Below are 24,898 nucleotides of genomic sequence, written 5' to 3' on the forward strand. Positions count from 1 at the left end.
CCCTCAAGGGGCTCGGCGGCCCGGTGCGCCGAGCCCCTCGTGGTCCACATCGCCGGCGCCCCACAGAGCGTGGTCGTAGTCACCGTCGGGAATCACCAAGAGCTCCCGCGCACGCGGAGCACGCACCTGCTCTTCCAGCCGCCGGAGGTCCGCGGAGCACCGCGCGACGTCGTCCATCAGGCGCAGTACGTCGAGGTGCGGGCCGAGCTGGTTCCTCAACCCTGTAAGGGCTTTCTCCAGGCCCTGCACGGCTCGCCGGGTGCGGTCGAGTTCGTCGTGGATCGTCATCTTGGCTCCCGTGCTCGTGGTGACCTGGATCATGGAGACGTGACAAGCATACGGGATACTGCATACAGTCGTCGCTAAGAATTCTGCCGGGTGTCGAACTCTGGACAACTGGTTCGACGGTGCGATATGACTACGACTACACCATACGGTATGCAATCTACTGAGTAGCTTCTCAGCAGGTGTGGTCACGAGATAGATGCAGCACCCAGGCAGAGCGAACCTTCCACGAGGAGATGACTGCACAGATGGCCCAAACAGTGTCCGAATCAAACGCGGTTGCGGAAGTGACCGAGCCGGAGCCGAGTAACGCCACGATCTCGGGCGGGCATCTGGTGGCCAAGGCCCTGAAGGCCGAAGGTATCGACGTGATCTTCACGCTCTGTGGCGGTCACATCATCGACATCTACGACGGCTGCGTCGACGAGGGCATCGCCGTCGTGGACGTGCGGCACGAGCAGGTCGCGGCGCACGCCGCGGACGGCTACGCGCGGATGACCGGCAAGCCCGGTTGTGCCGTGGTCACGGCCGGCCCTGGCACCACCGACGCGGTGACCGGTGTGGCGAACGCCTTCCGGGCGGAGAGCCCGATGCTGCTGATCGGCGGCCAGGGCGCGCTGAACCAGCACAAGATGGGTTCGCTGCAGGACCTGCCGCACGTCGACATGATGACGCCGATCACCAAGTTCGCCGCCACGGTGCCGCACACCGCCCGGGTGGCCGACATGGTGTCGATGGCCTTCCGTGAGTGCTACAACGGCGCTCCCGGCCCGTCCTTCCTGGAGATCCCGCGCGACATCCTGGACAACTCCGTCCCGGTGGAGCAGGCCACCATCCCGGAGGGCGGCCGCTACCGTGCGTCCACCAAGAGCATCGGTGACCCGGCGAACGTCGAGGCGCTCGCGGACCTGCTGGTCCGTGCCGAGAAGCCGGTCGTGCTGCTCGGCACCCAGGTGTGGACGTCCCGTGGCAGTGACGCGGCGATCGAGTTCGTCCGCCAGCTGAACGTACCGGCGTACATGAACGGCTCGGCTCGCGGCACCCTGCCGCCCGGCGACCCGCACCACTTCCACCTGTCCCGGCGCTACGGGTTCAACAACGCCGACCTGATCCTGATCGTCGGCACCCCGTTCGACTTCCGGATGGGTTACGGCCGCCGGCTGCCGAAGGGCGCCACCGTGGTCCAGATCGACATGGACTACCGCACGGTCGGCAAGAACCGCGACATCGACCTCGGCCTGGTCGGCGACCCGGGCGCGATCCTGGCAGCGGTCACCCAGGCGGCCTCGGGACGCATCCAGAACAAGGCGAATGACCGCAAGGCCTGGTTCTCCGAGCTGCGCGCGGAGGAGGACGCGGCGTACCAGAAGCGGCTGCCGCGGCAGCTGTCGGACGCCAACCCGATCCACCCGCTGCGGCTCGCGCACGAGATCAACGAGTTCCTCACCGAGGACTCGATCTACATCGGCGACGGCGGCGACATCGTCACCTTCTCTGGTGGCGTCGTGCAGCCGAAGTCGCCGGGCCACTGGATGGACCCGGGACCGTTGGGCACCATCGGCGTCGGCATCCCGTTCGTGATGGCGGCCAAGTACGCCCGGCCGGACAAGGAGGTCGTCGCGCTCTTCGGTGACGGTGCCTTCTCGCTGACCGGGTGGGACTTCGAGACCCTGGTGCGCTTCAACCTGCCGTTCGTCGGTGTCGTCGGCAACAACTCGTCGATGAACCAGATCCGCTACGGCCAGGAGGCGAAGTACGGTCACGCCCGCGGCCGGATCGGCAACACCCTCGGAGACGTCAAGTACGACGAGTTCGCCAAGATGCTCGGCGGCTACGGCGAGGAGGTCCGCGACCCCAAGGACATCGGGCCGGCCATGCAGCGGGCCCGCGAGTCGGGGCTGCCGTCGCTGATCAACGTCTGGGTCGACCCGGACGCTTACGCGCCCGGAACCATGAACCAAACCATGTACAAGTAGCGAACCCGGTGGCGGCGCGCCGTGTCTTTCACGGCCGGCGCGTCGCCGCCCAGTACTGGAGGACCAAGATGGGTAAGGCCCTTGAAGGTGTCCGCGTACTCGACATGACCCACGTGCAGTCGGGACCGTCCTGCACCCAGATCCTCGCCTGGCTGGGCGCCGATGTAGTCAAGCTCGAGGCGCCCACCGGCGACATCACCCGGCAGCAGCTGCGCGACCTCCCCGACGTCGACAGCCTCTATTTCACGATGCTCAACTGCAACAAGCGCAGCATCACCTTGAACATGAAGTCCGAGCGGGGCAAGGAGATCTTCACCGACCTGGTGAAGGACGCCGACATCCTGGTGGAGAACTTCGCGCCCGGCGCGATCGACCGGATGGGCTTCACCTGGGACCGCCTGCAGCTGATCAACCCGAAACTGATCTTCGCCTCGATCAAGGGCTTCGGTCCGGGCAAGTACGAGGACTTCAAGGCCTACGAGGTGGTCGCCCAGGCGATGGGCGGCGCGATGAGCACGACCGGGTTCGAGGACGGCCCGCCGATCGCCACCGGAGCTCAGATCGGTGATTCCGGCACGGGAATCCACCTCGTGGCCGGCATCCTCGCCGCGCTCTACCAGCGGGTGGAGACCGGTAAGGGCCAGCGCGTCAGCGTCGCGATGCAGGAGGCCGTGCTGAACCTCAGCCGGGTGAAGCTCCGCGACCAGCAGCGGCTCGCGCACGGTCCGCTGAAGGAGTACCCGAACGACAACTTCGGCGACGAGGTGCCCCGCTCCGGCAACGCGTCCGGCGGCGGCCAGCCCGGCTGGGCGGTCAGAACCGCGCCCGGCGGCCCGAACGACTACATCTACGTGATCGTCCAGCCGCCCGGCTGGGCCCCGATCGCGGCCCTGATCGGCAAGCCCGAGCTGGCCGACGACCCGGACTGGAGCACACCGGCCGCCCGGCTCGACAAGCTCGACAAGATGTTCGCGCTGATCGAGCAGTGGACCGAGCAGCACAGCAAGTTCGAGGTGATGGAGAAGCTGAACGCGCTGAACGTCCCGTGCGGCCCGATCCTGTCCACCAAGGAACTGATCGAGGACGAGACGCTGGCCGAGCTCGGCGCGGTCGTCGAGGTGAAGCACCCGCAGCGCGGCAGCTTCAAGACCGTCGGCTGCCCGATCAAGCTGTCCGACTCGCCCGTCCAGGTGGAGACCTCACCAGGGCTGGGAGAGCACAACTCCGCGATCTACGGCGGACTCGGCATCGACACCGCCGAGCTCGAGGAACTCAAGGCAGCCGGCGTCGTCTAGTACGTCCGAAAGACCGAGGGGCCTGACCCGCGGTTCTTCGGACGCAAGCGTTGGGCACCAACCTTTACCCCGCTTTTGAGGAGCTAGGCATGACATATGACAAGGCAGTGGTCCAGTCCATCCTCGATCAGGCTCTGGCGGACGGCCGTACTTCGCTGAGCGCGCCGGAGGCCAAGCAGGTCGCGGACGCGTACGGTATCCCGACCCCGGGCGAAGGACTGGCCACGTCTGCCGAGGGAGCCGCCGGACTCGCCGCGGAGATCGGTTTCCCGGTCGTGCTGAAGATCGTCTCTCCCGACATCCTGCACAAGACGGAGGCGGGTGGGGTGGTGGTCGGCGTGGACAGCGCCGAGGCGGCGGTCACGGCGTACCAGCAGATCATCGCCAACGCCAAGGCCTACCAGGCCGACGCGGAGATCATCGGCGTCCAGGTGCAGAAGATGCTGGTCACCGGCGGTGACGTGCAGGAGGTCATCGTCGGTGCGGTCACCGACCAGACCTTCGGCAAGATCGTCGCCTTCGGCCTCGGCGGTGTGCTGGTCGAGGTGCTGAAGGACGTCACCTTCCGGCTCGCCCCGACCTCGCCCGACCAGGCCCGGTCGATGGTGGACGGCATCGGCGCGCACGAGATGCTGAACGGGCCCCGTGGCACCAAGCCGGTCGACAAGGATGCGATCGCCGCGATCATCACCAAGCTGTCGGACCTGGTCGAGGACTTCCCGCAGTTCGCCGAGGTGGACCTGAACCCGGTACTGGCCGGGCCGGACGGTGCCACCGCGGTGGACTTCCGGATCATCGTCGACGCCGAGGCCGGCAAGCCGGTGGACCGGTACAGCCAGGAGGAGATCCTCGCCTCGATGAACCGGATCATGAAGCCCCGGGCGATCGCCGTGATCGGCGCCTCGAACGAGGACGGCAAGATCGGCAACTCGGTGATGAAGAACCTGGTCAACGGCGGCTACCAGGGCGACATCTACCCGATCAATCCCAAGGGCGGCGAAGTCCTCGGGTTGAAGGCCTTCCCGAGCATCAACGACGTGCCGGGCGACGTGGACGTCGCGGTGTTCGCGGTCCCGGCCAAGTTCGTCGGCGGGGCACTCGAGCAGTGCGGCCAGAAGGGCGTGGCGGGCGCGATCCTGATCCCGTCCGGCTTCGCGGAGACCGGTGAGCAGGAACTGCAGGACGAGGTCGTCGCGATCGCGAAGAAGCACGGCGTCCGCATCCTCGGGCCGAACATCTACGGTTACTACTACCTGCCGGAGAACCTCTGCGCGACGTTCTGTACGCCGTACGACGTCAAGGGCAGCGTGGCGCTGTCGTCACAGAGCGGAGGCATCGGGATGGCGATCCTGGGCTTCAGCCGCTCCAGCCGGATGGGCGTCTCCGCGATCGTTGGGGTAGGCAACAAGGCCGATATCGACGAGGATGACCTCCTGACCTTCTTCGAGACCGACGACAACACCAACCTGATCGCCATGCACCTAGAGGATCTCAAGGACGGCCGGGCCTTCGCCGAGACGGCCGCCCGGGTGTCGAAGAAGAAGCCTGTCGTGGTGCTCAAGGCCGGCCGCACCGACATGGGTGCCCGGGCGGCGAGCTCGCACACGGGTGCTCTGGCCGGCAACGACAAGGTGTACGACGACATCCTGCGGCAGAGTGGCGTGGTCCGGGCCCCGGGGCTGAACGAGATGCTCCAGTACGCCCGGGGAATCCCGCTGCTGCCGACGCCGAAGGGCGAGAACGTCGTCATCATCACCGGTGCGGGTGGCTCGGGCGTACTGCTTTCGGACGCCTGCGTCGACAACGGCCTGCAGCTGATGTCGATGCCTGCAGACCTGGACGCCGCGTTCAAGAAGTTCATCCCGCCGTTCGGCGCGTCTGGTAACCCGGTGGACATCACCGGTGGCGAGCCGCCGTCGACCTACCGCAATACGGTCGCGCTTGGTCTCGAGGACGAACGGATCCACGCGTTGATCCTGGGTTACTGGCACACGATCGTGACCCCGCCGATGGTGTTCGCGAAGCTCGTCTCCGAGGTGGTCGAGGAGTACCGGGCGAAGGGCATCGACAAGCCGGTGGTGGCATCACTGTCGGGCGACGTCGAGGTCGAGGAAGCCAGCCAGTACCTGTTCGAGCACGGCGTGGTCGCCTATCCGTACACCACCGAGACGCCGGTCCAGGTGCTCGGTGCCAAGTACCGCTGGGCCCGGAACGCGGGTCCGCTCGGTTCGTAGTCAACAACTACCGCAGTACGAAAGCCGGTGATGCGTTTGGTCAGGGGGGAGTGCACGGGGGAGCGATAAGTCTCGTCAGCTGGCGTCGATCTAAGGAGTCCGCCTTGGACGTCACAAGCAAGACCTCAGAAGTACCCGAAGAGCCCGCGTCAGCGGCAGTCACCGAGCGGGTCTGGCACGCCGGCAGACTCGAACCGATGCCGATACGGCCGTTGCCGCCGGCACCCCCGTCCATGCATATCCTCGGCCCGACCGTCTTCCTGGTCGCGCTGGGTGTGGGCATGGGTGAGTCCTACATGTGGCCGCGCCTGGTCCTGGTCTTCGGCCCGGACATCCGCTGGCTGTTCATGGTCGGTGTCACCCTGCAGGCGTTCGTGCTGCTGGAGATGGCCCGTTACGCGATGGCGACCGGAGAAAGCATCTTCTTCGGCGCCGCGCGGGTGTTCAAACCGTTGATGTGGTTCTTCTACGTAGCGGCGATCCTGATCTACATCTGGCCAGGCCATCTGTCGGCCGGAGCCGCCGCGTTCGAGGAGATCACCGGAATACCATGGCAGGCAACGGCCTGTGTGGCGCTGATCTTCGTCGGTGTGCTGTTCAGCATGCTCTCGGTGATCTACAACTTCCTGGAGAAGCTGCTCGGCCTGCTGATCGGCTTCCTGGTGGTCGGTACGTCGATTATCGCCGCGATCGTCGGCAGCTGGGACGATCTGGCCCAGACGCTGAGCGGCATGTTCGCGTTCGGCTTCCTGCCGGACAAGGCCTTGTCCGAGGCCTGGTTCCCGATCCTGGTCGGGTCGATCGCTTTCGCCGGCCCGTCCGGCATGCAGCAGATGTGGTACACGCTGCAACTGCGCGACAGCGGCGCCGGCATGGGGGCCCACATCCCGAAGATCCGCGGTCTGCGGTCGGCGGACGAGGCGGAGTCGATGCCGTCGCGGGGCTACATGTTCGACACCGAGAACCCCGAGGAGATGAAGAAGTGGAAGGGGTGGCGCAGGTGGGTCACCTTCGACGCCCTGCTGCTCTTCTGGGGCATCACGATGCTTGTCACGATCTCCTTCACGGTGCTGGCCATGTCGGCGGCCCGGGAGAATCCGGACGTGGCGGGCCTGATCGAGGGCGGTGACCGGCAGGCCGCACTGAAGGCGATGTCGGATGCCTTCGCCGCGGCCGGCAGTCCGATCCTGGGCACGTTGTTCTTCGCCTTCATCGCGCTGATCGGACTGAACGCGACGCTCGGGCTGTTCGACTCGTTCTCCCGCGGCCAGGCGGACATGACGTACTACTTCATCCCCGGGGCCAAGCGGTTCTCGATGTCGAAGCTGTACGCCGGGTTCCTCTGGGGCGTCATCACCTTCGGGATCCTGATCCTGCTGTTCGGGCCCGCCGACGGTCCAGCGGGAATCCTGGACATCCTGGCCTTCCTGTCCACCTTCGCGATGGGCGCCTACTGCATCGTGTTGCTCCTGGTGAACAACAGGTTGCTGCCCAAACCGATCCGGCCAGGACCGCTGCGGAACGTGATCATCGGCTTCGGCGCGGTGTTCTACCTCGGCATGCTGTTCTACAGCCTGGTTCGCTTCGGTGTGGTCGTGGGCTGAGATGTCCACCTCGAAGGTCAGGCAGCTGGCGGAGTTCTCCGTCCCCGCCGCAGCAGTAGGAGTAGCAGCCGGCCTGGTGGCCGGCGGGTTGGCCGCGTTCGTCGGCCAGCCCGCCGGCTGGGCCATCATCACCGGGCTCGGCCTGGCTGCTCCGCTCGTCCTGCTGGGCGCCGGGTACGCCGTACTGCTGGCGCTCGGCAAGGTCCCGGCCGGGGTGTTCGCCCCGGCCGCGGTCTACTGGGTCATCGGATTCCCGTTGGCCCTGCTCGTTCACGAAGTGGTGACGCAGTGGACGGTGACGGGAACGCCGGGGCTCCCCGCGGAGCCGTGGAAGTTCCTCGCCTTCCGGGCGCTGCTCAGCATGGGGTTCGCGATCGGGTTCCTCTGGATGCACGAACAGATCGGCCGGCACTGGTGGCCGAGGATCGTGGACCACAACATCTACGCCCGCCGGTGCGTCGAGCAGTACATCGAGCTCGCCTCATCGATGCAGGCCCGCAAGGCCGCGGTCGTTCGCGGCCGCAAGAAGCGCGTCGCCTAGTGGCGTCGGGCTCTCAACAGCAGGCCGCCCGCGACTGGACTCCAGTCGCGGGCGGCCTGCTGTGGTGCCGGCCCCTTGGCTCCGGGCCGGCGGGTGTCTCAGTCCGTACGCCGGCGACGGGTCGCGGCCTTCTTCTCGGCGACGACAGGCTCAGTGGCCTCCCCGCCGCCCTGGAGCTCGTGGTACGCCTTACGGGTGTGCTCGGTGTGCTCGCGCATGATCTGCGCGGCCTTGTCCTCGTCGCTGTCGCTGATCGCCTTCACCAGCCGGGTGTGCTCCCGCCAGGAGGCCGCGCCACGGACCGGGGCGACCGGCGTGTAGTACCAGCGGACCCGGCGGTCGACCTGGCCCGCGAAGTCGACCAGGAACCGGTTCCCGGACATCTCGGTGATCAGTCCGTGCAACTCTCCGTTCGTCCGGACAGCACCGTCGATGTCGCCTGCGTCATGGAAGGCGGCGCCGACCTTGCACAGGTCCCTCAGCTTCGCCACATCTTCCTTCGTGGCGTGCCGGGCGGCCAGCCGCGCCGACTCCGACTCCAGCGCGGCACGGGCCGCGAGGAGCTGGTCCACCTCGTCCTCGGCGGGCACGTGCACCATCGCGCCGAAACCGGGCCGGAGGTCGACCCAGCCCTCGTTGTTGAGCCGCTGCAGGGCCTCCCGGACGGGCTGGCGGGAGACGCCCAGCATGCCGGCCAGTTCCACCTCCACGAGGTGCCGGCCGCGCTCCAGGGTGCCGTCGATGATCATCTCGGTCAGGGCCTCGTAGACCGACTCACGCAGGGGTGTCGGCCGCTTCACGTGCCGTACGCCGGGGGAATCGGTGGGTCCCGCGCTGATAGTGGTCATGAGGTCCTTCCCCGGTGTTTCGGGAACAGTTGCTGGAGTAAATCACTAGCCTGGATAAACATGATGGCACTTGGTAGACAGTCTACCAAGTGCCAAGAGCCAAGTCGTCTCAATCGGTCCGCCCCCGGTGCTCCGGATCCGTGGATTGCCTGTCCGCGGGGAGTCCGCCGCCGCGGAGAGATCCTTGTCCGGAGCACCGATCGGGGGGTCAGGCAGCCGAGCTGCCGACCTTCTGCAGGTCATCGTCGTCGTGCCGGTGGTCGGTCAGCTCGACGTCGGTATCGAGTTCCTGCTCCAGCTGCAGCTCCGGTGCATCCGGGAACTGCGGACGAGCCGCCAGAGCGCCGAACCTACGGGTGAAAATCATCGCTACCTCTCCGCTCCGGAGCATCCCGGAGACTTACTGGATGGATCCCGGGATCAGGTGTTCCCGAGATGTGTAGGTGGTAATACTGCCTACTGCATACATTCAACCAGCCTGGGTGGGTGCTTATGCCCACGTCTGGCGTGATCCCGGTTACTTCCGCCTCCGGTCCTACGTGATCCCTGTTACAGAGCCGCGTTGGACCCGTGACAGCCCGGTTCCAGCTGGGCGAATTCTGTTGCCCGGACCTCTCCGGTACCCGATCGCCGGCGCGCGGACACGTCGTACGGGTCAGGCCTTGGTGGAATACGAGTGGGCGCCGGTTCCGGCCAGGCGGCCGCCGTCGACGATCAGGTACTCGTCGCGGATCGGCGTACCGTCGAACCACGACTCGAGGATCTCCCGGGTTCCCGCGGCATACCGCGCCTGCGCCGACAGGGACGAGCCGGAGATGTGCGGGGTCATCCCGTGGTGCGGCATGGTCCGCCACGGGTGGTCCGCCGGAGCCGGCTGCGGGTACCACACGTCGCCCGCGTACCCCGCGAGTTGGCCGCTGCGCAGCGCGCGGTCGATCGCATCGCGGTCGGCGATCTTGGCGCGGGCAGTGTTGATCAGGTAGGCGCCGCGCTTCATCGTGCCGATCAACTTGTCGCCGAACAAGCCCTCGGTCTCCGGGTGCAGCGGCGCGTTGATGGTGACCACGTCGCAGTGCGGGACCATGCTTGCCGCGTCCGGGTGGAAGGTGAGGTTGAGCTCGCGCTCGATCGACTCGGGCAGGCGGTGCCGGTCGGTGTAGTGCAGCTTGACGTCGAACGGCGCCAGCCGGCGCAGTACGGCGAGGCCGATCCGGCCGGCGGCGACCGTACCGACGTGCATGCCTTCGAGGTCGTAGGACCGGGACACGCAGTCGGCGATGTCCCAACCGCCGTCTAGCACCACCCGGTACGACGGGAGGTAGTTCCGGACCAGGCTCAGCGTCATCATCACCACGTGCTCGGCGACGCTGATGCTGTTGCAATAGGTGACTTCGGCAACGGTTACGCCGTGCGCGATCGCGGCGTCGAGGTCGACGTGGTCCGAGCCGATGCCCGCGGTGATCGCCAGCTTGAGGTTCGGCGCCTTCTCGATCCGCTCGGGGGTCAGGTAGGCGGGCCAGAACGGTTGCGAGATCACCACGTCGGTGTCGGGCAGTTCCCGGTCCAGCACGGAGTCCGCGCCCTCCTTGGAGGAGGTGACCACCAGCGTGTGTCCCTGGCTCTCGAGGAAGTTCCGTAGCCCGAGCTCACCCGACACGCTGCCGAGCAGCTGCCCCGGACTGAAGTCGATCGCCTTCGGGGACGGTGTGGTCTGGCCGCCCGGGTAATGGTCGATCTTCGGCAGATCGTCGCGCGCGTAAGACGTCGGATAACCGTCCTTCGGGTCGTCGTACAGCACGCACAGGACCTTGGCCATGATGGGCAACTCCTCAACGGTGGAAGGGTTTCTCGTCCCTTCAACACTCGTGCCGCGGGGAGTGCGCGGTCAAAGACTTGCTCGCTATCTCGGCATAGCCCGGCGCTATCAGTTGAGCTGCGGGGAATAGCCCGAACCCATCAGATGAACGTCCAGCAACTCGTCCAGTGCCTTGTGTACGCCGGCCTGTCGCGCGACGTCGAGCAGTGCCCTTGCCAGCACCGGCTCGGGGCTTCTTGCAGCGATGACGAGGCCGACCCGCGGGCCGTGTGCGGGGCTTTTCAGCGGAACCACGCGCATTCCGGCCGGTACGCCGAACATGTGCAACCACGCATGGGAGATCACGGTGGACCAGTGGTTGCCACGGAGGTGGCTGTACAGGCCGGACACCGTGTCACTCTCGATAGCGGGCGTGGCGGTCACGCCGTCGTCGGTGAAGTAGCCGTTCATGATCCGCCGGTTCCGCATCTCAGGCGAGAGCAGGCAGAGCGGTAGTTCGGACACCTGCGCCCAAGTTGCCACCGGCAACTCCGCCAATTCGCCCTGCTCCGGGGTCAGTAGCAGGTAGCGCTCCTCGTACAAGGGAGTCTTGCGGACCTGACCGAGGGTGTCATCGTCCAGATAAGTCATGGCCACGTCGAGCTCGAACTCGGCCAGCTTCTGCGTGATGTCGCGCGAGGACAGGGATTCCAGGGTCACCCGGGCCTGGGTGTGCCGCTCGCAGAAGGGGGTCGTCAGCAGTGAGACCACCGGCATCGCGGTCGGGATCGCGCCGAGCCTGAGAGTGCCGGTCAACCCACCGCGCATCACCGACAACTCGTGGCGCAACGCATCCCGCTCAGCGAGGATCCGCTGGGCCCACAGGAGCACCCGTTCGCCCTCCGGGGTGAGCCCCTCGAACCGGCGACCCCGCCGTACGATCGGAACGTCCAGTTCTTGCTCGAGCTTGCGGATCGCTGCGGACAACGACGGCTGGGAGACGTAGCACGCGTCGGCTGCCCGGGCGAAGTGCCGCTCCCGGGCGAGCGAGACGAGGTACTCGAGCTGACGCAGCAACATGGCGGATCAGCCTCTTCCCCGCGAACGGCAACCGAAGACCGGGCGGGCGGCATACCGTTCATCTGTATACATAATCCAACAATACGCGGGTGACTCCTCGCCGGGAAGGGCTCGAGCGCGCCGCGGGTGTCGAAGCGGAACTTGTGACGCAGGTCACAGCTTCGAGTGTCGAATCAGGGGCTGTCCGTCCGACGCGTTGGCAAGACCACCGGACAGCGAAAGGCACTACTGATGGACAAGGTCATCTCCGACGACGGCACCCCTCTTGCTTACGACACGTTCGGCACCGGACCGGGCGTCATCCTGGTCACCGGCGCGTTCACCGACCGCTCCTACCTGGTGCCGCGTGCCACGGCACTGGCCGAGGCGTTCTCGGTCATCACCTACGACCGTCGAGGGCGTGGCGACAGCGGCGACACGGCGCCGTACGCGGTCGAGCGGGAGGTCGAGGACCTAGCAGCGTTGCAGGAGGCAACGGGTGCTGCCTACGGCTGTGCCGACTCCTCAGGTGTGATGGTGCTACTGCGGGCGGCTGCCGCCGGCGTGCCGTTCGAGAAGCTGACGATCATGGAGCCGCCCTTCCGCGTCGAGGGCGCTCCGCCCGCGCCTGACCGCTACCTCGAACGCCTGCGGGAATTCATCGCTGCCGGAGATCCGGGCGGCGCGGCCGAGCTCTTCATCGTCGAGGCGGTCGGTCAGCCTCGGGAAGTCGTCGAGCAGCTGAAGCCGACACCGATGTGGGCCGCGCTGAAGGCGATGGCGCCGACCCTCGTGTACGACGCGCTCCAGCTCGGCGACAGCTCCGTCCCGACCGAGCTGCTGGCGGGGATCACGGTGGAGACTCTCGCGCTCTACAGCACTGCCAGCCCCGAGTGGTTGCAGAACGCCTCGAGGGCCGCCGCCGCAGCCCTTCCCAAGTCGAAGACCCTCGGGTTGGAGGGGCAGTTCCACGAGATTCCGCCGGAGATCCTGACCCCGGCACTGGCCGACTTCTTCCTCGGGGCCTGAAGAGGGGGCGCCGCGGATCGCGGCGCCCCGTCTCAGTTGGTCAGACGGTCACCTGCCTGGTGACGGTGGCGGCCTTGCCCCAACCGTCGGTCGTCGTCAGCGTGACCGTGTAGCTGCCCGCCGCGGGGAACGTGTGGGCCGGTGCCGACAAGGTGCTGGTCGGGGTGCCGTCACCGAAGTTCCACAGGTAGGTGAACGTGTCGCCGACGTTGGAGTCGGCCGAGCCCACGCCGGAGATGTTGCAGGACAGTCCTGCGCAGGACGGCGGGTTGATCACCGGTGTCGGGGCCACGTTGTTGGTCGGCTCGGTGATCGTCACCGTCTGCGTCGCCGTGGCCGTGGCGCCCCACTCGTCCTTGGCCGTCAGAACCACCGTGTAGGTGTTGGCGCTGGTGTACGTCCTGGTCGGGAGCGGGCCGGTGCCCGTTCCGTTGCCGAAGTTCCAGGAGTAGGTCAGCGCTGTCGGGTTCTCGTCGGTGGAACTCCGGGCGTCGTAGGTGCAGACGTTCTGCGCACACGAGCTGGTGAACTTCGCCACCGGCGGGAGGTTGCCCGGCGGGATCGACACCGTGACGTGCCGCTCGGACGGTACGGCCATCACCTGGTCGTGCTGGTCGACCGGCCGGACCCGCACGGTGTACGCACCCGCGGGGATGACCGGTGTCGTGTAGGAGAAGTTGGACCCCGGCGTTCCCGGGCTGTTGAGGAACGCCGTCCGCCAGCTGGCCGTAGTACTGGTGAAGGTGCCGGACGAGCTCAGGTACTGGCCGAGCGAGTTCACGATGCCGACCTCGACCCGTTGCATGGCCTGGTCGTCCTCGGCCCGGCCGCTGACGAAGATCTTGCCGTCCGTGAACTCCGTGTTCTCGACCGGCGCGAGCAGGCTGTCGTTGAGAGTGGGCGGCAGATCACCGGGGTAGATGCGGTAGCGCGCAGTCGCACCTGTGGTCGAGCTGTCCTGCTGCCCGGCTGTGTCGTAAGCGAACGCCGTCACCGCCCAGTCGCCCTGCGAGGGTAGGTCGACCGGCAAGGTCCACGTCGTGCTCGTTCCGCTCGGCGACGCCAGGGTCGCCGGCAGCGTCGCGAAGGCGGCAGCCATCGAGCCGTTGGGCTGGAGGAAACGGTTGGTGTCCTGGTCCTCCAAGGAGACCCGCACCTCGGCCACACCGAGGTCGTCGGTTGCCGTGCCGGCCAGGTCGAGATGCAGGACCTGCCCACCTGTCACCGTGCCTGTGACGTTCAGCAGGCCGTTCGGTGGCGCGTCACCGGGCACCTGGGCGCTGATGTTGAGCCTGCCCTGGTTCGCCGATGCGGTGGTCAACCCCAGGTGGTCCGCTGCACGGACTGAAAACGTGTATGTGCCCGGCTTGAGGTTGAACGGCGTCGTGTAGGACCAGTTGTAGCTCGTCTGGTTGAGGTTCAGCGGTGACACCCGGTACCAGCCCGCGATCGCGTCCACGCCCCAGGTGCCGTCGGAGGCCAGGTTCTCCCGGGTGGTGGTGTTGCGCAGCTGGATCTCCACGCTGTACAGGGACTGATCGTCATTGGCCGAGCCGGCGAACGTCAGCTGCCCGCCGGGCGCGACCACCAGTGTCTGGGTCGCGGTCGGGGGAGTCATCGGTGCCGGCGAACTGATCGACACCGATGGCGCGATGCCGTTCTCAGTCACGATCCAGGTCCGGTCGGCGGTGTCGAGATCGGACTGACCGGAGGTGTCGCCGGCGCGGGCCTGGGCCTGCCAGGTTCCCTCATAGGGAACCGTCACCTCATAGGACCACGACGTACTGACAGCCCCGACCACATCCGGCGTGATGCGGAACGAGTTGACGGTGGTCGACGTCGATCCGTCGTCCTGCAGGTAGCGGTTGTTCTGGTCCCGGAGCGTCAAGCTGATCGAGTTGACCCCCAGGTCGTCGGTCGCCGTGCCGGTGATGGTGTAGGTGAAGGTGCTGACCACACTGGTGGCCGGGCCGGTGACGGTGGTGTTCGGCGTCTGGTCCACGAGTCCGAAGGTCTCGAACTTCTTGGTGGCCTTGGTCGGGTCCTGGGCGTTGTTGACGGCAACTGTTCGGGCCATCACCTGCAGCTCGCGGTTCTGCGTCATCGTCAGCGGCAACGACCAGGTGGTCGAGGTCCCGTTCGGCGACGCCAGGCTCGCGTTGATCGTGTTGCTGGTGGTGGTGCCCCAGGTGGTCAGGTCGTCGTTGAGGTACCGCCTGCTCTGTCGGTCCATGATCTCGAGCTGGACCCGCTGGACGCCGCTGGGTGCCGAGGCGGTCCCGCTGACCTGGTACTCCTGGTCCACCGGCTTGATCCGGCCCTCGATCGGATCGGTGATCGTGGTCTCGACACCGTTGCCTGCGGCAACCGAATTGAAGTCGTAGAAGGCGACCCGGCCGACGTTGTACCCACCCTGGGTGTTCCCGTCACCACCGGTGAACAGGCCCCGCGGAGTGAGCTCGATGTGCTTGTTGCCCTCGAAGGAGTTCGAGCCCGGGTTCCATTCGAGTGCCGTGCCGTCCACCGGGTTGAGCGCGCCGATGTGGTCACGCTTGACCACGGCGTCGCCGAGGCCGTAGCCGGAAAGGCCTTGTCCTGTTCCGTAGCCGACGTCATCCAGCCCCGGCCATGGCTGTGGTGCGGTTGGCGACTCGTTCCAGGCGAAGTGGCCGCCGACATAGACGGCCTTCTCGGAGATCGCCACGGAGTAGACGCTGTCGAAGAGCCGGGAGATCCACAGCGGCTGCACGTTGTCGCCACCCTCGAGCGGGTAGGCGACGACGGTGTCGTTGATGGGCGGACGGTCGCCACCGGAGCCACTCGACACGACGAAGTACTGGCCGTCGGGTGAGATGTCGCCGCCGTAGATACGCTGGATGCCGCCGACGTACTGCAGGTTGTCGTCCCACAGGCGGGTGCGCCACGGCAGCAGCTTGCTGGTCCGGGTGTTGATGATGGCGATGCCGTAGCGGTCCTGGCCGTTGACCTGCCGGCCTGTGTGCACCACCAGCAGCCGGCCGAGGTCCGGGCTCAGCTTCAGACGCTGCACGCCGAACTCGCCGTTGACCCCGATGCCGCCGGTGATGTCGTTGACGAAGTCGGTGCGCACGGCACCGGTGATGCCGTCGACCGCCGCGAGCGCGCTGCGCGGGACGCCGTTGATCGAGACGAACTTGCCGCCCACGTACACCGTCGAGTTGGTCACCGCGAGCTCGTTCGCCTTCGCGCTCGCGTCGGCGACGAAGGTGGTGACCGGTGCGCCGGTGACCGGGTCGATCCGGGCGATGCCCTTGCGGGTGAGGCCGTTGACGGTGCCGAAGTTTCCGGCGATGTACAGCTTCGTCCCGTCCGGCGAGGCCTCGACGGCTTCCACGCCGCCATTGCCGATCACCGGCCTGAAGGTCGTGTCGATCAGGCCGGTGGTGATGCTGTACGCCGCGAGGTAGGCCTGCTGGACGGTGGTGGTGTTGGTCGCCGTCTGGTTGCGCAGCGAGCTGAAACCGCCCGCGACGTAGACACGGTTGCCGACGACCTCGATGTCCCAGATCTCGCCGGTGCTGATCAGCGGGAAGTTGGTCCGCGGCACATCCGGCACGAGCGCGCTGTGGCCCGGGCCCGGCGGCTGAGCGGTTGCGGTGACGCTGCCCGTCTTCTGTGCGGTGTGGGTGCCGTCGTTGACGGTCATCGTGACGGTGCGGGCGCCGGCCGTGGCGTACGTGTGGGACGGGTTGTCGCCCGTGCCGGTCTGGCCGTCGCCGAAGTTCCAGCTGTAGGTCAGCGGGTCATGGTCGGGGTCGAAGGACCGGTTCGCGTCGAACTCACAGGTCATGCTGGCGCAGCCGAAGGTGAAGTCGGGGATCGGCGCCTCGTTGGTCGCGGTGGCGTCCGGTCCCGGGTCCAGGACGATCGAGAACATGGTCGACCGGGACACTGCGGCGCTGGTCGTCGCGGTCCGGGCAGCGGCGGTGCCGAGTGGTACGCCGGTGTTGGAGTCGCCGACGATCGAGCTCATCTTGCCGGTGCCGGTGGCCGCCCCGGTGGTCCGGGAGCTGACGCCGGCGGGAAGGGTCCAGGTCTGGTCGACCGAGGACTTCTCACTCCAGACGTTCACCAGCCACGAGTTGCCCTTCGCCACCGCGACGGTCGGGGTGGCGTGGCTGGATGCAGAGGTGTCGACGCCGCGGACGGCCGAGGCGGACACGGTGGTGACACCGGTACTGCGGTACGCCGCGACGCTGAGCACGGACTTGGACAGTTCGCTGCCGGTCACCGTCACATCGCTACCGGCGTCGGCAGCAGTCGCCGCCTTGGTCCACGCCCGCCCGCGTACGGCGTTGCCGTCGCGCGTCTGGATCAGCGTCCAGCCGGGCACTGCATCGGTGATCGTGCCGGTTGTCGCGTTGGTCGAAAGGAAGAGGAGCAGCCGGTCCTGCGTCTGCACGTTGGCAGGGATGCGGACCGAGTGCGATGAGCGGTTCCCGGCCGTGCTGGCCGCACCTACGTAGGAGACCTGGCCCTGGCTGACCGTTGCCACCGGGTTCACCTGGCCGGTCTTGGTGTTGGTCAGAGTCCCGTCACTGACGGTCAGGGTCACGGTGCGGGCGCCGTCGCTGGCGTACGTGTGGTTGGGGTTGACGCCGCTGCCGGTCTGGCCGTCCCCGAAGTTCCAGGTGTAGGTGAGTGTGTTGCCATCGGCATCGGTCGAACCCGAGGCGTCGAACCCGCAGACATGCCCGTTGCAGCTGGACACGAACGCGGCCACTGGTGCCTGGTTGACCGGATCCGCGACCTGGCCGGGGTTGAGGACGACGGAGAACATCGCATCGCGCGAGGTGGCCACGCTCGTGGTGGCCGTCCGGCCCGCGGCTGTCCCGGTCGGCACGCCGCCGGCCGAGTCGCCGAGCACCGAGCTCACCTTGCCGGAACCGGTGCCCGCCGCCGTCGTACGGGAGGTGGCGCCGGCCGGCAGCGTCCAGGTGAGGTCGACCGACGACTTCTCGGACCAGATGCTCACCAGCCAGGAGTTCGTGTCGGCAACGGCCGCCGAGGGCGTGGTGTGGCTGCTGGCGGAGGCATCGCTGCCGCCGACCGCCGAAGCCGACACGGTCGCGTTGCCCGTACTGCGGTACGCCGCGACGCCGATCACCGACTTGAGCGTGTCACTGGTGGTCACGGTGACGTTGGCATTGATGTCCGCGGCAACGGCTGTCTTGGTCCAGACGCGACCGCGTACGCCGTTGCCGTCGCGGGACTTGAGGAGGGTCCAGCCTGTCAGGGTGTCCGAGATGGTCCCGGTCGTCGCGTTGGCGGTGATGTAGAGCACCAGCGCGTCGCCGGCCTGCGCCGCCGCAGGGATCCGCACCGTATGGCTCGTCCTGGCTCCGAAGTTGCTGGTGGCACCGACGAACGAGATCTCGCCGGCGGCCGCGGATGCGGACGTCGCGAGGACCGCCGTCAGGCCCAGCGCGGGCACCAGGGCGACCAGTACGGCGGCCAGCACGCCGAGCGGGCGCCTCCGGCCACGGACGGATCGATCGAAGAGCTGGGACACAGTCACTCACCAACCAGATTCAGAGAACGGGACGCGGACCGGCAGCCGCCGGTCCAGTGCGGAGTTCCTGAAGGCGAACGTCTTGGCAGCGAGTTGACCGACCTGCCAACTGGTCGGTCTGTCGGTTGTCGCGGCGACGGACAGTCGATCGACACGTCCGGCACAGGTCCGAGCGGCCGCCATCGCGACACGCCCGTGGCCTGCCGGATTCGCGCATGGTTGTCTCAACGACGGCGTCACCCGACAAAGCTCGTCCACCCCCCTGGTGACCGAGAACCCACCCCAAAGACCCGCCCCCCGGATCTCCAGGCCTGACTGTCGCATCACGCCACGTCACGTGCAAGACTTCTGGGCCAGATCGGGTGTTCCGGGCGTGTCGCCGCTACCCAAAGTAGGCGGGCCTGCTCCCACCGCTAGGTGGTTCGGGCCGGCCTCAGCTAGCCGGCACGTTTCGCGCGGGACTTCGCCCGGGCCATCTTGAGCAGGTAGATCGGTGTCGGCGGAACCCAGCCGAGCTGCTTCGCCTGGCCGAGGTCGTCCCGGTTCGCCCAGTGCTCGATCACCTTGCCGTCCTCGACCCGGAACCAGTGGGACTGGGTCGCAGCGAACGTCCTCCCGGTCGGTGGGAAGGCGGTGTCGACCTCGCCGTCTTCGCTGTAGACGACGAACGGGGCGACCTGGCGGCCGTTCATCGTCGAGTTCACCGCGACCAGGCCGTCCGCGGCGACCACGTGGTGAATGTCGTAGTGAAGGTCGGCGAATGCTGCCCGCAGCCACAAGGACGTCGAGTGGAAGGCCGCCGGCCCGGTCCCGCGCGACGACAGTGGTTGCACTGATTTCTCGTGATCCACGGCGGCCGGGTGGATCACCTCGTCGAAGTCGGCGAGACTGCCGTCGGCCATGAGGTGGATGCTGCGTACGGCGATGGTGCTGGGGTCGCTCGACACGATCCCGGGGATGACGTCCATGGTTTCTCCAAATTAGATACAGTTGGACTGTCTCCAATAGTGTTGGATCGGGTGATGGCAGAAGTCAAGAGGAATTACGACGCTTCCGGCCGGCGGGAACAGGCGCGCGCACGCCGGCGGGCCGTAGTACTGGCAGCGCAGGAGCTCTTTGAGCGCGACGGATTCCGGGCGACGACGATCGCGGCCGTCGCCCGTGCTGCCGGCGTGTCCGCCGAGAGCGTCTACAAGGGCTTCGGCACGAAGGCGGCGCTGGCCAAGGATGTGTTCGACCTGGTGCTTGCGGGCGACGACGACCCGGTTCCGATCGCGGAGCGGCCGGAGGCGCGGGCGGTGCAGGCCGAGGCCGATGTGCGGCGGAAGATCGCGCTGTACGTCGACGGCCTGGCGCGGCGCCAACAGCGATCCGCGAAGGTGCAGATCCTGATCCGGGACGGCAGACACGTCGACGAGACCCTCGAGGACATCTGGCAGAAGCTCCTGGACGAACGTCTGACCGGCATGACGATGCTTGCCCGCCATCTGCACGAATCCGGCCAGCTGCGCGACGGCGTCGACGTAGACGAAGTGCGTGATGTGCTGTGGACCTGCACTGCCGTCGAGCTGTACGAACTCCTCGTGCTCGGGCGCGGCTGGTCCCTCGATCGGTATGCGGCGTGGACCGCGCGCGCCATCACCAGTGCCATCTGCCCGTAGCCCTGGCGTGGTTGCTGGTTGCTGGTTGCTGGGCGAGATGAGCGTCGAGGGCCGGGCGGTCCGCGATAGGGTCGGCGGCGTTCGCGGGACCGCTTCCGGGGAAGGTCTTCCATGGGTGATTTCAGGGTTTCTGTCGCGACCGCGCAGGAGCTCCGTCGGCTGCGCGACTGGGCGGACGACGAGGGCTGGAATCCGGGTGTTTCCGACGGACAGGCGTTCTTTCCGACTGATCCGCAGGGGTTTCTCGTCGGACGGTTGAACGGGGAGGCCGTGGCGTCGGTTTCCGCGATGCGCTATGGGGCGGACTTCGGTTTCATCGGGTTCTACATCGCGCGACCCGCGGTCCGCGGCCAGGGATATGGGATTCAGGTGTGGCAGGCCGGGATGGCGCGCCTGGAAGGCCGCAACGTCGGGCTCGACGGGGTCGTCGAGCAGCAGGACAACTACCGGAAGTCGGGTTTCCGGCTGGCGTGGAACAACATCCGGTACGAGGGTGTGCCCTCGGCTGGGGGACAAGACGACGGCGTCACGCTGGTCGACGCCCGGACCGTCCCGTTCGACCAGCTGGCCGCCTACGACCGCAGGTTCTTCCCGGCCGCGCGCGACGCGTTCTTGGCGTCCTGGCTGAGCCTGCCCGGCCACGCAGCCCTCGTAGCCCTCCGCGACAACGAGATCCAAGGACTCGGCGTACTCCGCCCTGCCAGCGGGCCCTCGCGAGTCGGCCCCCTCTATGCGGCCTCCGACAGCATCGCCCTGTCGCTCCTCACCGCCCTATCCGCAACCACTCCGGGCCTTTCCATCGCGATCGACGTCCCAGACATCAACAAGCCCTCAGCTGCACTAGTTGAACAACTGGGCCTGACGCCCTCGTTCGAGACCGCCCGCATGTACACCGGCCCAACCCCCGACCTGGACCTAGCAGGCCTCTTCGCCGTGACAACCCTCGAACTGGGCTAGTCGGCGCGGGCGAATGCGTTCGTTGCTGTGGCGAAGGCGGTTGTCCAGTCGGTCGTGAGGATGCTGCCGATGTATCCGTCCGGCCGGATCAGGATCAGAGTGTCGCCGGTTATGCCGTAGATCTTGGGCAATTGGCCAGTGGTGTCGGTGAGGCCGTCGCCTTCTCCGGCTGCTGTGTGGATCGCGTAGCGGCGTAGTTCGGCGCCGCCGGTCGGCCAGGTCAGGTGGGGCAGCGCCTCGACGGCGCTGGAGCCGAAGGCCAGCAGGGTGAACTGCGGCCCTTGGTAGACGTCGAAGAGTCGTCGGGCGCCGGGCCCGGTGCATGGCGCGTCGGGTGCCCGGTCACCTGCTCGTAGTGTCTTGGTGGCGGGACCGTCGTCGGCGGCGAGCGGACCGCCGTAGTACGAGAGTCTGAGCTGTCGTTCCTCGTCTCCGCGTCTGAGGCTGGCGAGACGGTGTTGGTCGAGGCCGGCATACAGTTCGGTGGACCGGCCGAGGACCCGTGCGGCGACCGGTTGCCGCTCGGTCTCGTAGCTGTCGAGCAGGGAGTCGGGGGCGCCGGCGATGACCTGGCCGAGTTTCCAGCCCAGGTTGTAGGCGTCCTGTACTCCGGTGTTGAGCCCCTGCGCGCCGGCCGGGGTGTGCACGTGGGCGGCGTCGCCGGCCACGAAGACCCGGCCGGCGCGGTAGTGCTCGACGATCCGGATGTTCGGTCGGAACACCGAGGTCCAGGTGACGTCGTGGAGCCGAAGACCGGTGAGTGAGTGGAAGCGGGCCGCCAACGCGGCTTCGTCGACCTGCGGTGTCTCCTCCGGCTGCAGCCGGATCATCAGCTGGAACTGGTCGGAGTGGGGGAGCGGGCACGCTCCGACGAATCTGCCGCCCGGGCGGGGCCATACGTGCCACCGGTCGCGAGACAGCTCGTCGATCGCGGCGTCGACGATGAGCATCCGGTCGGACTGGTCGGTTTCGCCGGCGAACCGGAGACCGGCGGTCTTGCGGACGGTGCTCGCTCCGCCGTCGGCGCCGACGAGGTACTGGCTGCGTACCCGCTCGCCCGAGGCGAGGGTCGCCGTCACGCCGTCGTCGTCTTGTTCGAAGTGATCGAGTGCGACGCCGAACTCGATCCGCAGACCGAGCCGGTCGAGCAGGCGGTGCAGAACGGCATCGGTGCGAGACTGCGGCAGCAGCAGGATGTTCGGGTGTGGCACGGCAGCTGTCGGCTTGTGTTGGCGCTGCATCCGCCAGGGCACGGTGATCGGTCCGAGGTGGATGCCCATGAGTGGGTATGTGCCGCCCTCGGCGCGTGCCTCGTCGAGCACGCCGAGATCCTCGAGGACCTCCTGGGTGCGGGGCTGTACCCCTTTGGCGCGGGACCCTTCGAACGCGTGCGGTGCCTTGTCGACCAACCGGACGCGAAGGCCGCGCCGCAGCAGGTCGGCCGCCAGCGTGGAGCCGACCGGGCCGGCTCCGACGACGAGTACGTCGATGTCGTGGTGTTCGGTCATGTCGACTCCCTCCGATATTGGCTACGATGTAGCCGTTATATTTCGGCTACAGTGTAGCCAGATTGAAGGGCCCCAGCAACAGGGGTCATTCCGCGACTCGGGCAAGGGGGTAGACGTGAGTCAGAGAGCTCCGCGGCCAGGGAGTCCGGGCTGGTGGCAGAGCCGCCCTCGCCAGGACAACGACACGGCGCAGGGGCCTGGGCGTCCCTCGATGCCGGTCGACCGCATCATCGACGCGGCGGTCGAGCTCGTCGACGAGGTGGGACCGGGGGAGTTCAGCATGCGGCTGCTGGCACAGCGGCTCCAGTCGAGCACGGCCACCCTGTACCGGCACTTCGCCGGCAAGGACGAGATCCTCGTTCAGGTCGTGGACCACGTGCTTGGTGAGGTGCCTCGGCACTTTCCTGACATCGCCGACACATCGTCGTGGCAGGAACGGCTCGTCGCCAGCGCGGAGGCGCTGTTTCGAACGCTGAGGGAACACCCGAAGGTGGTGTCACTCTTCGACAATCACATCCCGCTCGGCCCGCGCGCTCTCGCCGGCCGGGAGGCCGCGATCGGCATCATGCTCGCCGGCGGATTTGCTCCCGAGGTCGCTGCCAGGGCGTACACCGCCGTGGCCCACTACGTCATCGGCTTCGCCATCCAACTGCCCCCCGCCGGCGCCGCCGGCCGAGAGGAAACCCAGGACCACCGCGACTTCTACAGCTCCCTGGATCCCGCGCGCTATCCCGCCACGGTCACCTCGGCGGCGTTCCTCCCCACCTCCCTGGACGACGAATTCCACTTCGGCCTACAGCTCCTCGTCGACGGCCTGGCCAACCACTTGCCCCACCCGACCGCTAGTGCGTTTGAAGGCGTTGCTGAATTGGAATGACCGGACGGCTCCCGGGCGTTATGCATCGTGATGAAGCATTGCATTACGTGTGGGGACGCGCTGCACCCCGAGAGGGCTGCGAAGTACAGCTATTGCACGAAGCCGGACTGTCAGGAACAGAACCTCAAGGACCTCACGATCGTGTCCATTGGGGTGAACAAGTCCGCTGACCAGTTCATGGTCCTTGACGAGAAGACGAGTGACGAGTTGGCGCGCGGTCAGCATCACGACCCGCGACGCGGCTCTTACGGACGACAGGGCTATGAGCCGCCTACCGAACGATCGGCGAGTCGGCCTGCTCCTGATCGGTCCTCGAAGCCAGTTGCCCCGAACAAGCGGAAGCCCGCGTCACCGCCAGTTGGTCGTCGCTGGACCGAATCGCAACAGCGGCTGGCCGTGCTCTACAACGAGCAGGGTCTGAACCCGGACAAGATCGCGGAGAAGCTCGGCCTGAGCCGCTACCTCGTCACGCAGATGATCCTCACAGCCCCGAGGCATCGACGCCGCTGATCCGGTATGCGACGTCAGCAGCCGGTGGTCGAGCACCTGGCCAGGAGGGTCGCGGTTTCCCACATCGACAATCCGCGGGAGTCGGCTTCAGCGGCTGGCGAGGCGCTTGGCGTCACCAGCCGAACCGCAGCCGTGACCAGGATGAGTAACACCGGCCTGGAGTAACCAGGGCGCGCCAGTTGATCGCCGCGTTACTGGCCGATGTCACTGTCGGAATCGTCGTACTGGTCATCCTCGACGGCAGCGAGGGCGGAGGTGCCGGCCGCGGCTACTGACAGATGACGGCTGGGGGACGCTGCATAGCGGTCCAGCCACGCAGGCCAGGGTCGAAGCCTCTTTCCGGCGGCGTTCGCCAAGGCGACGAGTACGTCCGCTGTAGTGCCCCGCTCGGCAGGTTGGTCCGACAGCAGTCGCCGGATCACAGGTGCGAGCCGCGAGCGCGGGATCTCGGTCACCTTTGCATGCTGTACGCCGGTCACCGCCTCGGCGAGGATCTTCCCCAGGCCGTAGAGGTCCATCGCGGCGGAGACCGGTTCGCAGGCGTTCTGCTCCGGCGACGTGTAGCCCGTGGTGCCAACCGGATGACCGGCAGGTTGCAGCGAGCCGATGGGCCGTGCGGTGCCGAAGTCGAGCAGGATAGGACGCCTATCCCGCAGGACGACGTTCTCCGGCTTGAGGTCGAGGTGGGCCAGGCCTCGGTCGTGCAACGTGGCCACGGCCGGGAGTAGTTGGGCGCCGAGCACGGCGGTCTCTGCCGCAGTGAGCGCGCCGTTCTCGTCGAGTTCCTCGTCGAGGGCCGGGCCGTCGACGTACTCGACCAGGATGTGGGGCACCGGGTCGCCCGTGCCATCGGCAAGGAGCCTCGGCAGCGAGGGGTGGAAGTTGCCCGTGAGCGCGGCTGTCTCCCGGCGCAGGCTCCGCACCGCTCGGGGGTGGTGGACCTGATGGGGGCGGGCCAGCTTCAGCACGGCGGGACTCCAGAGGCCGGGATTCCAGACGAGCCAGGTCTCGCAACGCGCCCCGACCCCGAGGCGCTCGATGGCGAGGTTCTCACCGGGCAGTTCGGAGCCTTCCGTGAACTCCCAGAGGGCCAGGCCGTCCACGGGGTCGAGCTGTTCCATTCCTTCTCCTCCGTGGTGCAGAAGGGTCGGCCGCCGAGAGATCTCTC

19 protein-coding genes are annotated in these 24,898 nt (G+C 67.2%); 10 read left to right on the forward strand and 9 right to left on the reverse strand.

Going from position 1 to position 24,898, the window contains the following annotated elements:
* Positions 1–3: 3 nt before the first annotated feature.
* Positions 4–321: a hypothetical protein gene (locus ABD210_RS05295; RefSeq protein ID WP_344109389.1), complete on the reverse strand. Its 318-nt coding sequence runs from the start codon at positions 319–321 to the stop codon at positions 4–6.
* A 251-nt stretch (positions 322–572) separates the two neighbouring features.
* Between ABD210_RS05295 and ABD210_RS05300 the strand changes: the two genes are divergently transcribed.
* From ABD210_RS05300 to ABD210_RS05320, 5 genes are all read left to right on the forward strand, one after another.
* A complete protein-coding gene (locus ABD210_RS05300) occupies positions 573–2,261 on the forward strand; it encodes a thiamine pyrophosphate-binding protein (RefSeq protein ID WP_344109391.1) in 1,689 nt (562 codons plus the stop codon).
* A gap of 68 nt (positions 2,262–2,329) precedes the next feature.
* Positions 2,330–3,556 carry a formyl-CoA transferase gene (gene frc, locus ABD210_RS05305; protein WP_344109393.1) on the forward strand — a complete coding sequence of 409 codons (1,227 nt, stop codon included), beginning with the start codon at positions 2,330–2,332 and terminating at the stop codon, positions 3,554–3,556.
* Positions 3,557–3,645: 89 nt separating this feature from the next.
* On the forward strand, positions 3,646–5,790 hold the full coding sequence (locus ABD210_RS05310) for an acetate--CoA ligase family protein (protein WP_344109395.1): 2,145 nt from the start codon (positions 3,646–3,648) through the stop codon (positions 5,788–5,790).
* Between the two features lie 197 nt (positions 5,791–5,987).
* A complete protein-coding gene (locus tag ABD210_RS05315; protein WP_344109397.1) occupies positions 5,988–7,394 on the forward strand; it encodes an Nramp family divalent metal transporter in 1,407 nt (468 codons plus the stop codon).
* 1 nt (position 7,395) lies between these two features.
* On the forward strand, positions 7,396–7,935 hold the full coding sequence (locus ABD210_RS05320) for a hypothetical protein (RefSeq protein ID WP_344109399.1): 540 nt from the start codon (positions 7,396–7,398) through the stop codon (positions 7,933–7,935).
* 98 nt (positions 7,936–8,033) lie between these two features.
* Here the strand turns inward: ABD210_RS05320 and ABD210_RS05325 are convergent, their stop codons facing one another.
* From ABD210_RS05325 to ABD210_RS05340, 4 genes are all read right to left on the reverse strand, one after another.
* Positions 8,034–8,783: a GntR family transcriptional regulator gene (locus tag ABD210_RS05325; RefSeq protein ID WP_344109401.1), complete on the reverse strand. Its 750-nt coding sequence runs from the start codon at positions 8,781–8,783 to the stop codon at positions 8,034–8,036.
* Positions 8,784–8,991: 208 nt separating this feature from the next.
* Entirely contained in the window at positions 8,992–9,150 is a 159-nt protein-coding gene (locus ABD210_RS05330) for a hypothetical protein (RefSeq protein ID WP_344109403.1), read from the reverse strand.
* A gap of 288 nt (positions 9,151–9,438) precedes the next feature.
* Positions 9,439–10,599 carry an NAD-dependent formate dehydrogenase gene (locus ABD210_RS05335; RefSeq protein WP_344109404.1) on the reverse strand — a complete coding sequence of 387 codons (1,161 nt, stop codon included), beginning with the start codon at positions 10,597–10,599 and terminating at the stop codon, positions 9,439–9,441.
* Positions 10,600–10,707: 108 nt separating this feature from the next.
* On the reverse strand, positions 10,708–11,658 hold the full coding sequence (locus tag ABD210_RS05340) for a LysR family transcriptional regulator (protein ID WP_344109406.1): 951 nt from the start codon (positions 11,656–11,658) through the stop codon (positions 10,708–10,710).
* 231 nt (positions 11,659–11,889) lie between these two features.
* Between ABD210_RS05340 and ABD210_RS05345 the strand changes: the two genes are divergently transcribed.
* A complete protein-coding gene (locus ABD210_RS05345; protein ID WP_344109408.1) occupies positions 11,890–12,666 on the forward strand; it encodes an alpha/beta fold hydrolase in 777 nt (258 codons plus the stop codon).
* 40 nt (positions 12,667–12,706) lie between these two features.
* Here ABD210_RS05345 and ABD210_RS05350 read toward each other — a convergent pair whose 3' ends face one another.
* Together ABD210_RS05350 and ABD210_RS05355 are read right to left on the reverse strand one after the other, a co-directional pair.
* Positions 12,707–18,223, reverse strand: coding sequence for a PKD domain-containing protein (locus tag ABD210_RS05350; RefSeq protein ID WP_344109410.1), 5,517 nt, complete (start codon positions 18,221–18,223; stop codon positions 12,707–12,709).
* A gap of 431 nt (positions 18,224–18,654) precedes the next feature.
* Positions 18,655–19,185: an ester cyclase gene (locus ABD210_RS05355; RefSeq protein ID WP_344109412.1), complete on the reverse strand. Its 531-nt coding sequence runs from the start codon at positions 19,183–19,185 to the stop codon at positions 18,655–18,657.
* Positions 19,186–19,239: 54 nt separating this feature from the next.
* On the opposite strand from ABD210_RS05355, the gene ABD210_RS05360 reads away from it, so the two are divergent.
* Together ABD210_RS05360 and ABD210_RS05365 are read left to right on the forward strand one after the other, a co-directional pair.
* Complete coding sequence (locus tag ABD210_RS05360; protein WP_344109414.1) at positions 19,240–19,878, forward strand: TetR family transcriptional regulator; 639 nt, start codon at positions 19,240–19,242, stop codon at positions 19,876–19,878.
* 111 nt (positions 19,879–19,989) lie between these two features.
* Positions 19,990–20,835 (forward strand): GNAT family N-acetyltransferase, encoded by an 846-nt coding sequence (locus ABD210_RS05365; RefSeq protein WP_344109416.1) that lies wholly within the window; start codon positions 19,990–19,992, stop codon positions 20,833–20,835.
* Here the strand turns inward: ABD210_RS05365 and ABD210_RS05370 are convergent.
* Positions 20,832–22,343, reverse strand: a complete 1,512-nt coding sequence (locus ABD210_RS05370) for an FAD-dependent monooxygenase (protein ID WP_344109418.1) — start codon at positions 22,341–22,343, stop codon at positions 20,832–20,834. The genes ABD210_RS05365 and ABD210_RS05370 overlap by 4 nt on opposite strands.
* Positions 22,344–22,554: 211 nt before the next feature.
* Between ABD210_RS05370 and ABD210_RS05375 the strand changes: the two genes are divergently transcribed.
* Together ABD210_RS05375 and ABD210_RS05380 are read left to right on the forward strand one after the other, a co-directional pair.
* On the forward strand, positions 22,555–23,220 hold the full coding sequence (locus ABD210_RS05375) for a TetR/AcrR family transcriptional regulator (RefSeq protein WP_344109420.1): 666 nt from the start codon (positions 22,555–22,557) through the stop codon (positions 23,218–23,220).
* 141 nt (positions 23,221–23,361) lie between these two features.
* Positions 23,362–23,730 (forward strand): hypothetical protein, encoded by a 369-nt coding sequence (locus tag ABD210_RS05380; protein WP_344109422.1) that lies wholly within the window; start codon positions 23,362–23,364, stop codon positions 23,728–23,730.
* A gap of 191 nt (positions 23,731–23,921) precedes the next feature.
* Here ABD210_RS05380 and ABD210_RS05385 read toward each other — a convergent pair whose 3' ends face one another.
* Positions 23,922–24,851: a serine/threonine-protein kinase gene (locus ABD210_RS05385; RefSeq protein WP_344109424.1), complete on the reverse strand. Its 930-nt coding sequence runs from the start codon at positions 24,849–24,851 to the stop codon at positions 23,922–23,924.
* Positions 24,852–24,898: the final 47 nt, after the last annotated feature.

The sequence above is a fragment of the Kribbella alba genome, assembly GCF_039529635.1.
Taxonomy (GTDB): Bacteria; Actinomycetota; Actinomycetes; order Propionibacteriales; family Kribbellaceae; genus Kribbella; species Kribbella alba.

Coding starts and splice junctions, on each gene's coding strand:
- ABD210_RS05295 (WP_344109389.1), bottom strand. CDS start 321: ATGATCCAGGTCACCACGAGCACGGGAGCCAAGATGACGATCCACGAC.
- frc (WP_344109393.1), top strand. CDS start 2,330: ATGGGTAAGGCCCTTGAAGGTGTCCGCGTACTCGACATGACCCACGTG.
- ABD210_RS05310 (WP_344109395.1), top strand. CDS start 3,646: ATGACATATGACAAGGCAGTGGTCCAGTCCATCCTCGATCAGGCTCTG.
- ABD210_RS05315 (WP_344109397.1), top strand. CDS start 5,988: ATGCCGATACGGCCGTTGCCGCCGGCACCCCCGTCCATGCATATCCTC.
- ABD210_RS05320 (WP_344109399.1), top strand. CDS start 7,396: ATGTCCACCTCGAAGGTCAGGCAGCTGGCGGAGTTCTCCGTCCCCGCC.
- ABD210_RS05325 (WP_344109401.1), bottom strand. CDS start 8,783: ATGACCACTATCAGCGCGGGACCCACCGATTCCCCCGGCGTACGGCAC.
- ABD210_RS05330 (WP_344109403.1), bottom strand. CDS start 9,150: ATGATTTTCACCCGTAGGTTCGGCGCTCTGGCGGCTCGTCCGCAGTTC.
- ABD210_RS05335 (WP_344109404.1), bottom strand. CDS start 10,599: ATGGCCAAGGTCCTGTGCGTGCTGTACGACGACCCGAAGGACGGTTAT.
- ABD210_RS05340 (WP_344109406.1), bottom strand. CDS start 11,658: ATGTTGCTGCGTCAGCTCGAGTACCTCGTCTCGCTCGCCCGGGAGCGG.
- ABD210_RS05345 (WP_344109408.1), top strand. CDS start 11,890: ATGGACAAGGTCATCTCCGACGACGGCACCCCTCTTGCTTACGACACG.
- ABD210_RS05355 (WP_344109412.1), bottom strand. CDS start 19,185: ATGGACGTCATCCCCGGGATCGTGTCGAGCGACCCCAGCACCATCGCC.
- ABD210_RS05360 (WP_344109414.1), top strand. CDS start 19,240: ATGGCAGAAGTCAAGAGGAATTACGACGCTTCCGGCCGGCGGGAACAG.
- ABD210_RS05365 (WP_344109416.1), top strand. CDS start 19,990: ATGGGTGATTTCAGGGTTTCTGTCGCGACCGCGCAGGAGCTCCGTCGG.
- ABD210_RS05370 (WP_344109418.1), bottom strand. CDS start 22,343: ATGACCGAACACCACGACATCGACGTACTCGTCGTCGGAGCCGGCCCG.
- ABD210_RS05375 (WP_344109420.1), top strand. CDS start 22,555: ATGCCGGTCGACCGCATCATCGACGCGGCGGTCGAGCTCGTCGACGAG.
- ABD210_RS05385 (WP_344109424.1), bottom strand. CDS start 24,851: ATGGAACAGCTCGACCCCGTGGACGGCCTGGCCCTCTGGGAGTTCACG.